Source organism: Nocardia nova NBRC 15556, from assembly GCF_001613005.1.
Taxonomy (GTDB): domain Bacteria; phylum Actinomycetota; class Actinomycetes; order Mycobacteriales; family Mycobacteriaceae; genus Nocardia; species Nocardia nova.
In genome coordinates this window covers 1-12,127 of record NZ_BDBN01000150.1, presented here as the reverse complement: position 1 = coordinate 12,127, position 12,127 = coordinate 1, and the positions used below count along the sequence as shown (strand labels likewise).

Here is a 12,127-nt window from a genome sequence, read left to right as displayed (position 1 = left end):
GCCGCACCGGTGTTGACGCCGGAACCGGACCCGGCCTGGGTGCCTGTGGAGTCCACGGCGCCCATCGGTGCGGCAGCTCCCGGTGCGGCGGCGGCGACGCCGGGGACGGTCGCGCCCGGCGATTGGTCCGCCGCGTCCGGCTGTTGCTGACCGGCGCCCGGCGTCTGCGGACCGGTGACCGAAGGACCGCCGTCGAGCGGCGACGTGCCGAGCGGCGAGATACCCGCCGGCGTGCGGCCGTCGCCGGGGCCGAAGGTATGGCCGTTCGGCCCAGCGTGCGCCGGTGTTCCCTGCGGTGACCCGTGCCCGCCGATGTCGTCGCCCGCTCGGCGGAAATCCGATGCGATGCCGTGGTCGGCGTTTTCATAGGACTCGGCCGCGGCGATCAACTGATCCGCGGTGTGGTCGTGGTCGTCCGCCAGTTTGTCACCCGCCCGTTTGCGGGCGTCGTAGTAGTCGTCGAGGGCATCCTTGACCGGCTGGGCGATCTTGCCGTACGTGGGGATGAAGCTGGCGAGCCAATCGTAAGGCGGTTGCGCCCATTCCCGGGTTTCGCGCGCGACCTGACGGTGTTGCTCTGCCAGTTGACGCAGCACCGCAGGGTCGATCTCCATCTCCGGCATGCCGCACAATCCTTTCCGCCACTGACGAGATCATTGTCGGCGCTGGACAATCCCCACTGCCGGGCGCTGTTCCCAGTGCAGGGAAGTTCTGGCCGCGCACGGCATCCGACCGGCTACGGTCCACCGCTCCCTGGCACTCACCGCCGCGTGGGGCCGACACTGACCGACGAGGTCCGAGGCGGTCCCGGCGGCGCCGGATCCGGTCCCGGCGGGGCCGCGGCCAATTCCGCCAGTTGCGCATGTGCGTATACGGCGTCGCGCAAGGTTTGGCGAGTCGGTTCGGCCGCGAGCAGCAGGACCAGTTCGTCACAGCGTCGCTGGCACACCATCGCACGCAGGACCGCGGCCTCTCCCCGGGCGCCGGATTCGGACCGCAGCTCGCCCAACGCTACGCGGGACACATCCGCGCGCAGCGGCAACATCGAGGCTGCGACCAGCGCGTCGGCGTCGCGCAGTTCGTCCCACAGCGGTTCCGGCACCGCCTTGCGCTGCGCGATCGCCTGCAGAATGCCGGCGCGAATCGCCCCGGCTCCCAATGAATCCGGCGCCCGCCCCAGTGCGGCGGCCCGGGCGTGGCCGTCGCGCGCCAATTCCACACACCGCTCGGCGATGCGATCCGGAGGAGTCGCGGCAACGCGCTCGGCCAGCTGCGCCGACCCCACGAGTTCGAGCCGGTCGGCCAAACCCGCGGCCGGCGTACCGAAATCCATCACCGCCGCGGCCGCGACCGAGCCCTCCGTCGGAACCGCACCGAGCTGGGCACTCAGCGCGCCGTCGATCGGCTGCGACGAAACCAGCGCCGAGAGCCGCGCCCCGATCTTCGCGCCCCAGGCGATTCCGAATTCCGCCAGGATGCGCGCCGGATCGCCGACGCCCTCCCAGCCACTGCCCTCGGACTCCGACCATACCCACGGCGTGGACAATTCCCGCGGCAGATACAGCCCGGCCGGCAGCCACCCGCGCCCTTCGTTGGAGGTGACGAACGCGGTCACGCCGCCGGAATGACGCAGCACCGACACCGCCCAGTCCACACCGAGCGCCGAATCCCCGGCCGCGGCGAGCAGACTGCTCAGCAGGCTGCGGGCCAACACCAGGTCGCCGTCGACACGTTCGCCGAGTACGAAGGCCGGGGCCGACGCCGCCACCATGGCCGCGCCGACCGCATCCCGCACGACCTCGTCGCTGCCGGACTGTCCCGGAATACGCTGCGGGGGAATCGCTTTCGCCGCCGGTGGCGCAACGGGGGATCCGGGTGGGCCGGGTGGATTGCCGACCATGGGCCCCTTCCCCCCGGGCGCGGAGATCCGCGAGTCCGGTGGCGATCCGGGGCGGGTGTCGGCACCGGCCGGCGGCGGGGTTGCCTGCGCCGCGGGCGCGTTCATCCGATCGACGGGGGCCGATACGGCGGGACCGAGCGCCCCGGGCTGGGGCATGACCAGTGGCGCCGACATCACCCCACCCGCCGCGAGGCCCGGCGCGCCGATCGGAGCGATCGGGCCCAGCTCGGCACGATGTCCCGCCTCGTCGTGTTCGGTCTCGTCGTCCGGATGCGACGTGCGGCCGAATTGCCCTCCGCCGGAGTCGTTCTCGTCATGACCGCCCCCGGACTCGGAGCCGTGCCCGGCGGCGGGCCCGGCATGTGTGTCCGAGGCGGTCCCGGCGACCGGGGCGTCCGGCTCGTGCGAGGCACCGGAATCGGCCATCGGCGCGGCGTCCACGGCATGGTCGCCGCTCTCGCCGGGTCCGGCGTGATTCGGAGCCGCGGGCGCCCACGCGGAGTTCTGCCCCGGAGCAGGCGCGCCGCCGACCGGTGCCGTCGGAGCCGGCGCGTTCGGCGCTTGGTCCTGAGGGCCCGACGACGGGGCAGGCATGCGATCGACCGTGGCCGGCGGATCGCCGAACAGCCGATCCCGCAACCGATCCGCGATGTCCTCGAACGGCGGTGGAACATGAGAGAACATCCCCGGATCGAGCCGGACCATCCCGGGGAGGAACGGGAAGCGCGGCATCGGATCGTGCATCGGACCAGGCATCTGATGGTGCGAGCCACCACCGGGGTACCGGGGGCGGCCGCCGGCCCCGGGCCCACCGTCCTGCCGCCGTCCCGGATGTCCCGGGCCGCCCGGGCCGTTGTCCCGCGCCCAGGGATTCGGCCGGCCCAGCAATTCGGCGATCAAGGCGAGCTCCGGAAGACCCTGGGGGCCCAACATGTTCAGCGCATTGCGCTCGACGTCGGCGACCTCGTCCCGAGCCTCTCGGACGATCGCGGAGATCCGCCGCTGTTCGGCGGCTTCGTCCTCGTTTCCGTTCTTGTCGGTCTCCTGCTGCCGGACCCGCCGGATATCGGCGTCCGCACGATCGACGATGTCGAGGATCCGATGCCGGGTGCGATAGTCGATGTCGCCGATCTGCCCGAAGGTATCGGACGCGGCGACCAGGGCATCCACCAGCTTGCGCAAGCTGTCCTGCTGGTTCAGCATGTCGCGTTTGGCCGGCTCCAATCCTTCGCTGGACGGAACGCGTTCGGAAAACAGGCGCCGGGCACGATCGGCCTCCTCGGGGTCCATCGCCGCGGCGGCGTCGCGAACCATCGTCTGGAGGTTGTACCAATCCGACGGTGGAATCGTGGGCCAATGCTTGCCGACGATCGTTTCCCAATAGGGGCTGCCGTGCTCGGAACCCATGCGCGTCAGACCGATCGCACGCCGGCGCCGGTATCGATATCCGCGTCGTAGAGGGCGTTCACGGCATCGCGCACGGCAACGTTCGTGCCATCGCTGTGGCGGTTGCGCGCGGTTACGAAGTCGCTGATCCACTCACCGACTCGATTGCAGATCTGCGTCGTCTGATCGTCGAATTCCGCTCCCGTGCCCGCGCGATAGTGCGTAGCCGGATTTTCGAACCGCTGTGACGCCTGTCGGGTGTTCGTGGCGACGGCGACGTGGAACTGATCCGACGCGTTGATGGAGCTTTGTTGATCGTCCATCTCCAGCATGACGGACTCCTATCTGTAGTCACAGCGTGGTGCCGAATTCGGCGCTCTCCATCGCCCGGTAGGACGCCTCGGTCGGCAGATCGAACGAGTCCACCGTGTAGGGCCGCGCGCCGTTGTACTCCATCTCCGCGCGCAGCCCGACGCGGGATTTCATATGCGCGAGCCGCGCCAGTCGCAGAATCTCGTTGGCGAGCCAGCTGTCGCCGTTGTCGCGCGCCTCGTCCGACAGGTGCAGACCGACCACCTCGCCGTCCCGGTCGCATGCGACGCCGACGCTGTGGTCGGGATTGAAGACCTCGTAGGTCATCGACTTCCAATCCGGCGCCGGTGCATCGGATTCGGTGTCGTAGTCGTCGAAATCCAGATCGTCGTTCATCTGTTCTCCTGTGTCTTGCGAGCCACCTGCACCCGGTCGGCCCGACGGGAAGGCACCGCAGTGTGACTCATCGGCCCTCCGAAAGTTCAGGGGCGAGCGCACCTCGCGGCGGTGGTGCGACGGCGCCGGCGGGTGGCGCGACGCTCGCGGCGGGCGGTGGCTCGTTCGAACCCGCCGGTGGTTCTCCGGTTCCCGACATCCGGTCGACCAACTCGCTCCAGGCCGCGTCGCCGACCGTCATCACCTGACGCAGCGACCAGAATCGCGAGCCCAAATACATCTCCCCCGTTCCGTCGGGTTCGACGTCCAGATGGTCCGGGCCCTCCGCTCCGTTGAGCGTCACCGTGGTCAGCGGCGGATTCATATCGTCGATATTGATGATCGTCGCGCCGCCGCCCGGGATGAACGAGCGGCGGCAGCGTGGACTGTTACCGATCGCCACCTCGGCACTGTTGGTGGAGATGGTGATCTCCGGATTCAGCAGCAGTTGCAGAACCCACGACCGCGCGGCCGCCTCGGGCTGATCGGCGTTGATCGAAATAGTCAGGGCGGCAGCAAGATCCACCACCAGCATCGACTCGGAGGTGGTGACACCGACGATCACGAGCCGCTTCGGCGAACCGACCGGATGGGGCAGATCGTCGGCGGCGAAGGTGCTCACATCGGAGCTGGCGCCCGAAGCCGGATGAGCTCCCACCATTCCGGTCGCCACGTCGATGGTGAACGCCGCGATCGGGTGCAGACTGCGCTCGCCCACCCCCGCCAGCCGCACGAGGCCCTCCTCGTGCAGCCAGCGCACGGTGTCGGCGACGGTGACCGCCGCGGGTTCGGTCACGACAGCTGCTCCACCGGTTGCCCACCGACACCCTCGGTCTCGGGCGCCGGCTCGGCATCCATGATCACCTGGTACTGGCGTCCGGCGTCGGCCGAACTCTCGCGGATGGCGGACATGATCTCGGCGACCAGTTCATCGGCCTCGAACCGGTCGACCGTGCCGGGTGCCAGGTACAGGTCGGTCAGCCGCCCCATCGCGTCCACCTCGGGGATGACGGCACCGCTCGGCGAGGGGCGCCGCGCTCGGATCGCGTCGATACGTTCCCGCAGATCGGCGATCTTGTGGCGTAATTCGCGGGCGGCGTCCAAAGCCGCTTGGACGTCGGGATGGATTCCACTCATGCGCTACCTCCGGATTGACTCGGGGTCTGGTTGGCGGGTGACGGCGTCGGGGGTGTGACGGTCGGTGCGATGGTCGGCTTCTCACCGATGACCTGCTCGGTGTGCGGGGTGTCGTCGACGTACATCAGCCGATCGGGATGCCATGCCACGACCCGGTTGCGTTCGTTGCCGCCGCCGCCACCGCCCATACCGGGCGCCATCGGCATGTACGGCATCATCGGCGACCCACCGGCGGCGCCGCGGGCCGCCGCGGCCGCCGAGGAGGACAGCGGCTCGATCACCGGTGTGCGAGGCATATTCGACGCGCTGCTCGCCGCGGTCCCGGCCGTCGACGCCGACGCCACCATCGGCATCGGGCCGACGCTGACGGTCGGTGTACTCGTGGAGCCGCTGTCCAGCCCGCTGGTGATGTCCCCGATCGGCATCGCGCCACCGCCGCCGTAACCGCCACCGGCGGAGCCGTAGTCGGGGTAGCTGCCGTAGTCGTAGCCGTAATCGGAGCCGTCGAGCCCGTCGAGCGAGTCCGTGCTGCCGCCCTGGCCCAGCTGCGACATCATCCCGCCCTGCATCAGCGAGCTCATCATCGTGGGCAGCATCTGGGCCAGCATGCTCATATCGCCACCGCTCGAATCACTCTGCGAGCCCGAGGTTTCCGAGCCTTTCGAGGGCCCCTTCGAGTTCACCGCCGTGGAGTAGTCGGTGACCGTCTGGGCCGAGCGCGCGTTCTGCTCCTGAAACTTCGCCAGCGCATCCTGCACGCCCAGTTCGTTCTTCGAGCGCATCGCCGAGACCAGCTCCTTGCGGGCGGCGATGATCTCCTGGGGCGTGGGATGTTTGGCCTTCGCCGCGGTGAAAGCGTCGGCGTAGTTCTGGGCGTTGTCCGCCAGATCCCCCAGCGCGGATCCGAGCTGGTCGAGCCAGCTGCGGTGTTTCGAGAGTTGCTGTGCAGCCGCCGATCCCACCGGTGTCCAGTGCTGCATGCGCAGCGCGGCCTGATCCAGACCGCTGGTGGCATCGGCATGCGTGGTCGACAGGTAGTTCCGCACGTTTTCGGCGAAGCGGGCGGCGCCTCCCGGCCCCGGACCGGTATGCAACTGCTGGGCGAAGGTCAGCGGATCGACCTCCGCGCCGACGGCCGGCAATCGGAAGGTCGGCGCGAACCGCGGTGTGTGCGGCGGAGTCTCGGCCACCGGATTTGTCAGCAAATCCGAACCCGCGCCGCCGATATCGCGCCCGGCCTGCTCGTCGGCCTCGGTGTAGTCCACCGCGGCGGCGCCGATGTTCCAGGCGGTGCGATGCACCTCGTTCAACGCCCCGAGCACACCGTTGTACAGGTCCTGCGCACTGCCGTTCAGCTGTGGCACCGCCTGCGCGGAAATCGGATCCGCTCCGGCGGGGACCACCCAGCCTCGGGGCAGGGTGGACCCGCTGTTGTGGGCCATATCGGCCAGGGCGGATGCCGCCGAAACCAGTTCCGTCGGATCAACATTCAACGCTACGACCTCCTCTCACCCTCCAGCCGTCAGATCGTCTGAGTGCCGGCCAGTGCCGACATCGTCGGACCGCCGGCGGACGGATCACCCGGCGCCGGCACCGCGGGCATGGCGTCACCGTGCGCGGCGCCCGTGCCCTCGATACCGGCCGGGTGCGCGAACCCGCTGAAGTCGCCGAAATCGCCACCCACATCGGACATGTGCGCATCGAACCGCTTCAGCTCACCGCACACGATCACCTGCAGCGCATCACTGCCGTCACCCGAACCGGCCGAGGTGTCGCCCGAGCCGGCCGAGGGATCACCGGAACCGCCCGACACACCGGTGAAACTCGCGGCACCGGTGAAATTCGCGGCGGCGGCGGTGCTCGGATCACCGGATCCGAAGGCGACCACGATCGCCGCGTGGTCCTTGTCCCACAGCGCGACATCGCCGGTCATCAACTGGCTCGGATCGATCCGCGCGCCGACCTGCTTGTTGTCCGACCACTTCGCCGTGGTGCCGGAATAGGCCGCCTTCGCGTCCGTGCCCTTGGTATTGGCGAAGGCCGCGTCCAGCGCCTGGGCGACGACGGGCGACACCTTCTGCTTCCGCTGGAAGTCGGGCGGGAAGGCGTATTCGATCATGCCGTCCGAACCCGGCACCCGCGGCGGCGGTGTGGTCCCGCCCGGCTGCGAGGACGTCGCGTTCGGAGGCGGACCGCCGGCGGTATTCGACACCGGCGCGGCGTTGTTCTGATTCGACCACGGCGTCGACGGAGCGGGCTGCTGCGGTTGCGCCTGTGCCAGCGGCTGCACCGCCCGATCGATCCGATTCGGATCCAGATCGTCGGCCCGGTTGCGCAGCGAGTCCCCGAGCGAGCCGTAGGGATCCATGCCCATACCCATCCCGTACGGATTCATATACGGGTTCATGCCCATTCCCCCCATGCCCATCGGATCCATCATTCCGCCCAAACCCGAACCGAGCGAAGGTGATTCGACCGGGCTCGCCATCGACGAGTTCGGTGTCATCGCCGAATCCTTGATCTGCTGAATCGCATCGTCGATCTTCGATTTGGCGTCGTCGGCCGTGGAGGTGTTGTCGGTCGGCAGTCCGGTATTGGGGTCGATGGTGGTGTCCTTGCCGAGGTTCTCCAGCCCGTTGTCGGCACCGAGATTCAAACCGGGGTTGTCGCCGGGATTACCTCCGTTACCGCCGCCATTGAGCTTCGCCATTGCGCTGTCCAGTTCCGACTGAATGGCGGCATCGTGCTGCTGCTGGGTCTTCTCGAAATCCGCCGCCCAGGATTTGATGGCATCGGCGGCGGCCTCGTTCTGTCCGGCAGCCGGATCCACCGTGTCGATCAGTTCGGAGTACGCCTGGTCCATCATGTCGATGAATTGGATCTCCAGCACCTGCCCCTCCTCGAGCGAGGAGATCGAAGCGACGTTGTAGTTGATACCGCTGACGAGGTCACCCAGTTGTTTGAGTCCGTCCTTGGAGGTCTTCTTCACGTCGTCGACCTTCGCGCCGAGCTTCTCCAGCGAAGCGTCGTAACTCTCCGCTTTCGCATTCATGCTGCTCACGGCGGAGCGGTATTGGGTCAGCAGATCCGATTGGCCCTGCAGTTTCTGGAGCGCCTGCGGCTTCAGCGTCGGCGTCTTCACCACCGCCACCGGCTTACCCTTCTCGGGCTCACCGAAGAGCTTCGCGTTGGTACTCAGCGCCTCTGCCAGCGAGTCGGCGGTTTCGGCTTCGGTCTCATCCGACATACCAGCGCCGTATCTGCTCGTTCAAACCCTGCGGATACAGCAGGAATCCCGTACCGGTGGCCGTGTAGCCCGGATCGGGGGCAATAGGTTCCTTCGCCGGAGAATCCATGTACTGGCTACCGCCCCAGGTGAGGGTGACCTGCTGCGTGGCCGGTGGCTTTCCGCCCGGCTGTTTGTCGCCGCCGCCGTCGGATCCCCCCGAATCGCTGCCCCCGCGTGGCGACTGCCAGCTCAAGCCCGTTGCTGTCGCGATCCCCGCCGCCCGCAACGAGTTCCGCTTCCAGCCCGCGTTCTTCGCGCCCTTGCTGTTGGCCCAGCCCTTCTGCTTGGCTTCGAGCTCTTTCTTCCGATTCTCCAGCTCCTGCGTTTCTTTGTTTGCCGTCTTCCCCCTGGCTTTGACCTCCTTCTCCAACGCCTTGTATTTGTTCTTCCCGGCCACGTCGGTCAGTGGAACACCGAGCTGGTCAGCCAACTCCTGGTCGGCCTTCTGCGATTTGGCACGCAGCTTGGGATCCACATTCGAGCCAGAGTTTTTGTAGTACTTCGCGTCGGCCTTCGCTTTGTTTCGAAGGGCTTTTTCGAGCGCTAGCTGGTTATCTCCCAGGGTCTCGATCTCGGTGCCGACAGAGGTCACCGACCGCCCTGTCTTCCGGCTGATACCCCCCGCAACCGCATCGCCCGCGAGACTGCCGGCCGCACCGATCCCGCCGGCCATCCCGATGCGGCCCCAGTCGATGTTCCCGATGCCGTCACTGGCTGCCGAGTGCAGGAATTCGGCACCGCCGTTGACCGCTGCGCCGAGCAGCGCGCTGCCCAGTTTGCCGCCGGTGGCTTCGTTGGCGGCCTTGAAAATGGTCCCGATTCCCATGAATGGTCCGACTCCTTATGCGGGTACCGTCGCCGGTCCGTGCGTTGACTGGTCCACCGGAGTCGCCGACAGCCCAGGGCTGGACGAGGGAGCCGATATGTCGATTCCGGCGGGGTGGAAGAAACCTGCGAAAGACCCGAAGTCTCCGCTCTTGTCGCTCATATGTGGATCGAACGGACGCAGTTGGGCCTCGATGATCACTTCGAGTGTTCCGCCGTTCTCCTCCGGGAAGGCCACTACCAGTGCGGTCCGCTGGGTATCCCAACTCGCGAGATCCCCGGTTGTCAGTTGATTCGGTTCGGCCGGCGTCCCAAGAGAATTCGCGTCCGGAATCTTGGCGGGGGTGGCGGCGTAGGCACCACGACCGTCCGTGGTCGCCGCGTTTCCGAACGCCGCCGTGAGAGCATTCGATACGACGATCGAGACACGCTGAGAACGACCGTCCGGAAAAGTGAAGACGGTGCTGCCGTCGTCGGCACGCGCGACGGCGACGCTGACCGGTGTCGCGCCGGCTTTCGCCGGTGCGGCGGCCTGCGTCGGTGTGGGCGACTGATTCGACGCGCCGGGTGCCGAGTTGGCCGCATTCGCAGCGGAATTCGACGCGGTGTTCGCGGAAACAGGGCCGGCGCCGGCACGACTCGCCGCAGCCTGGGCCGGCGCCGCCGGCGGAGCACCGACAGCTGGAGCGATTACCGTCGACGACGGGTTCTCCGCCGTGGCCGGAACGCTGCGTGCCGCTTCGGCCGCTCGGCGTTGGTTGGCGGCAGCCAGCGCCATCGGCAAGGCGTAGGCAGGCATCCCGTACGGCGCACTCGCGGCGGCCGACGCGGGCGCGGCGGCGGCCGGTGCCAGGGAATGCCGAGACGAGGGTTCAGCAGAGGCAAGCGGCATGGGCTGACCCGCGTCATTGGAAGCGGCGGTCTGCGCAACGGGCGAATCCGTAACCGGAGCGAGGGACGAAAGGGACGGACTGCCCGAGGTATCCCAGTTCCACACCGGCGCAGCTGCGGGTGAATTCTCGTTTCCCACCACCGAGTAGGGACTGTTGTCGCCGGTGTAAGTGAAGGTGTTGCTCGGGCCGGTGTTCTTTCCTGAAGGCGAGGGCTTGTCGATGCCTCCGGGTCCGGTCGTCTTGCCGGCATCCTCGGGGTTCTGTTTGCGGACCTTCGAACCGAGTTCGGCGAACTGCTGAGATTTTTCCTGCATGATGCCCGAGACGGTGTTCACCGCGGAGTCGATGATCGCCATCACGTAATCGTCCTCCGAAATTGCGTTACCCCCCTGGGCGAGGCTCGGGTCCAGAACCTGTTTATCGATGAGCTCCTTCAGCACCGTCACATCACGGGGGTCCACACTTGCCATGACCTTCAAGCCATCGATGCCGTTCGCCAAGTCACTCCGGCCCTCGTGGCACAGCTCCGGGCTGTCGTCAGCAGCCTTCGCCACGGTAGCGTCGAGTTCCAGCAGTCGGTCGTACGCATGTTGAAGAGCGATCACCCACTGCTGGTAATTCGCAATGCCGGCGTTCTCTGCCCCGGACACCTTCCCGACCGGAACCGTCTTCGGCGCAGCCAGAGCACTTCCGTCTCCGAATGCCGCCCAGCTCGAGACATACATGGCGGGCAGCGTTTTGTATTGCTGGACAAGACCCGGAGAAAACGTCAGGCCGTCCGGCATCTTTTCCGGATCGGGCATGAAGATCCGCGGCATCTTGTCAGACATACTTGAGCGCCTCCGCGGGCGTTATGTCTACAACCGGGATCTGCCCCGGGCCGTTCTTACCTCCTTGAATAATCGTCCATGCGTCCTTACCCATGTCCCAGGCGAAATGAGCATTCGAAGATCCCATGCTCGCGCCCAGCGCGCTGGAGTAATACCGACCCGGGGTCATGTGCCCGGCGCCGGCCCAGGTCGGCAGCTTGTTCTTCCAGAATCCGGTCTTGTTGAAGGCCATGGCATCCTTGATCGCCTGGCCCTTCACCGCGCCTTTGGCATCGGCTTTCGCGATCGCTTTGGCCATCGCCTTCGCCGCCGCCTCGCCCTCGGCCCGCATGAAGCCCTTGACGCCGAAACCGCTGACACCGCCACCGAGCATGCCTCCGGCGGCACCGAACGCAGCGCCTGCTCCCACGTTCTTCCAGCTCCACCCGTCCTTGATTCCCGACTGCAACGCACCGGCGGCAGCACCGACCAAGCCCGCGCCGATCGGTCCGGTGGTCGCGAAGGCCACGCCGGTCAACGCGCCGATCGCGATGTCGTCCCAGTGGTTCACGACCTGGTTGCCGACCCAGCCGGCAGCCTTACCTATGGCACCGAACAGGTTCATCGGGTCACCTACCCGGTCGGGAGCGACTGCTACTCATACCGCGATCCCCGTCCTGCCGTCGGTTCGATCCCCCCTCATTCTCAGCGATTCCCAGCGTTGGGAATTCTGTGCGGATCAGGACCGGAGAGGATTGAGAGAAGCTCGCGCACCGGCGAATCGGTGCGCCGTGGCGGACCGGCTGGGACCGATGCGGAAGGAGTGCCGATGCCCCTTTTGCAGTCGATCACCGCCGCGGCGCGCCCGGTCACGTTCGCCTTCGTCGCCCTGGGGGATGGCGCGTGACCAGCATCGAGAGCCCAGTGCCGGTGGTGAACGACGGTTCCACCGATCCCGTTACCACCGCCCCGGATGCCGACACCGGATCCGGTTCGGAGGCGCCGACGACACCGTGGACAACACCTCGGCGGCACCGTGATTCGAGCGGAACCAGAGCCACGGTGCCGAGCACTTCTCCCTGGACGGATCAGCACGGTACGTCTGCGCCACAGAACTCGGGAGTATCCGTGCCGTCCGCCT

Annotated in this window: 11 protein-coding genes; all 11 read right to left on the bottom strand. The window is 67.4% G+C overall.

What is annotated here, in order from left to right; all coding sequences use genetic code 11:
- Window positions 1–623, bottom strand: a 623-nt coding sequence (locus NN2_RS34655; RefSeq protein ID WP_218022095.1) for a type VII secretion target, incomplete at its 3' end; no start/stop codon positions are given.
- 137 nt (window positions 624–760) lie between these two features.
- Window positions 761–3,307 (bottom strand): hypothetical protein, encoded by a 2,547-nt coding sequence (locus NN2_RS34650; RefSeq protein ID WP_063019394.1) that lies wholly within the window; start codon window positions 3,305–3,307, stop codon window positions 761–763.
- A gap of 5 nt (window positions 3,308–3,312) precedes the next feature.
- Window positions 3,313–3,618 carry a hypothetical protein gene (locus NN2_RS34645; protein ID WP_063019392.1) on the bottom strand — a complete coding sequence of 102 codons (306 nt, stop codon included), beginning with the start codon at window positions 3,616–3,618 and terminating at the stop codon, window positions 3,313–3,315.
- A gap of 19 nt (window positions 3,619–3,637) precedes the next feature.
- Window positions 3,638–3,994: a hypothetical protein gene (locus NN2_RS34640; protein ID WP_063019390.1), complete on the bottom strand. Its 357-nt coding sequence runs from the start codon at window positions 3,992–3,994 to the stop codon at window positions 3,638–3,640.
- A gap of 67 nt (window positions 3,995–4,061) precedes the next feature.
- Complete coding sequence (locus NN2_RS34635) at window positions 4,062–4,829, bottom strand: hypothetical protein (RefSeq protein WP_063833838.1); 768 nt, start codon at window positions 4,827–4,829, stop codon at window positions 4,062–4,064.
- Complete coding sequence (locus NN2_RS34630; RefSeq protein WP_051757257.1) at window positions 4,826–5,170, bottom strand: YbaB/EbfC family nucleoid-associated protein; 345 nt, start codon at window positions 5,168–5,170, stop codon at window positions 4,826–4,828. Before NN2_RS34630 ends, NN2_RS34635 begins: the two co-directional genes overlap by 4 nt.
- On the bottom strand, window positions 5,167–6,663 hold the full coding sequence (locus tag NN2_RS34625) for a PPE domain-containing protein (protein ID WP_063019388.1): 1,497 nt from the start codon (window positions 6,661–6,663) through the stop codon (window positions 5,167–5,169). The genes NN2_RS34630 and NN2_RS34625 overlap by 4 nt, the downstream gene beginning before the upstream one ends.
- A 29-nt stretch (window positions 6,664–6,692) precedes the next feature.
- Window positions 6,693–8,417, bottom strand: coding sequence for an SF-assemblin family protein (locus NN2_RS34620; RefSeq protein ID WP_063019386.1), 1,725 nt, complete (start codon window positions 8,415–8,417; stop codon window positions 6,693–6,695).
- Window positions 8,407–9,285 (bottom strand): hypothetical protein, encoded by an 879-nt coding sequence (locus NN2_RS34615; protein ID WP_063019384.1) that lies wholly within the window; start codon window positions 9,283–9,285, stop codon window positions 8,407–8,409. Before NN2_RS34615 ends, NN2_RS34620 begins: the two co-directional genes overlap by 11 nt.
- A gap of 15 nt (window positions 9,286–9,300) precedes the next feature.
- Window positions 9,301–11,007, bottom strand: a complete 1,707-nt coding sequence (locus NN2_RS34610) for a hypothetical protein (protein ID WP_063019382.1) — start codon at window positions 11,005–11,007, stop codon at window positions 9,301–9,303.
- On the bottom strand, window positions 11,000–11,611 hold the full coding sequence (locus NN2_RS34605; RefSeq protein WP_063019381.1) for a hypothetical protein: 612 nt from the start codon (window positions 11,609–11,611) through the stop codon (window positions 11,000–11,002). Before NN2_RS34605 ends, NN2_RS34610 begins: the two co-directional genes overlap by 8 nt.
- Window positions 11,612–12,127 lie beyond the last annotated feature (516 nt).

Excerpts from the sequence above, each read along its gene's own strand:
- NN2_RS34650 (WP_063019394.1), bottom strand. The coding sequence starts at position 3,307 with ATGGGTTCCGAGCACGGCAGCCCCTATTGGGAAACGATCGTCGGCAAG.
- NN2_RS34645 (WP_063019392.1), bottom strand. The coding sequence starts at position 3,618 with ATGCTGGAGATGGACGATCAACAAAGCTCCATCAACGCGTCGGATCAG.
- NN2_RS34640 (WP_063019390.1), bottom strand. The coding sequence starts at position 3,994 with ATGAACGACGATCTGGATTTCGACGACTACGACACCGAATCCGATGCA.
- NN2_RS34630 (WP_051757257.1), bottom strand. The coding sequence starts at position 5,170 with ATGAGTGGAATCCATCCCGACGTCCAAGCGGCTTTGGACGCCGCCCGC.
- NN2_RS34620 (WP_063019386.1), bottom strand. The coding sequence starts at position 8,417 with ATGTCGGATGAGACCGAAGCCGAAACCGCCGACTCGCTGGCAGAGGCG.
- NN2_RS34615 (WP_063019384.1), bottom strand. The coding sequence starts at position 9,285 with ATGGGAATCGGGACCATTTTCAAGGCCGCCAACGAAGCCACCGGCGGC.
- NN2_RS34610 (WP_063019382.1), bottom strand. The coding sequence starts at position 11,007 with ATGTCTGACAAGATGCCGCGGATCTTCATGCCCGATCCGGAAAAGATG.
- NN2_RS34605 (WP_063019381.1), bottom strand. The coding sequence starts at position 11,611 with ATGAACCTGTTCGGTGCCATAGGTAAGGCTGCCGGCTGGGTCGGCAAC.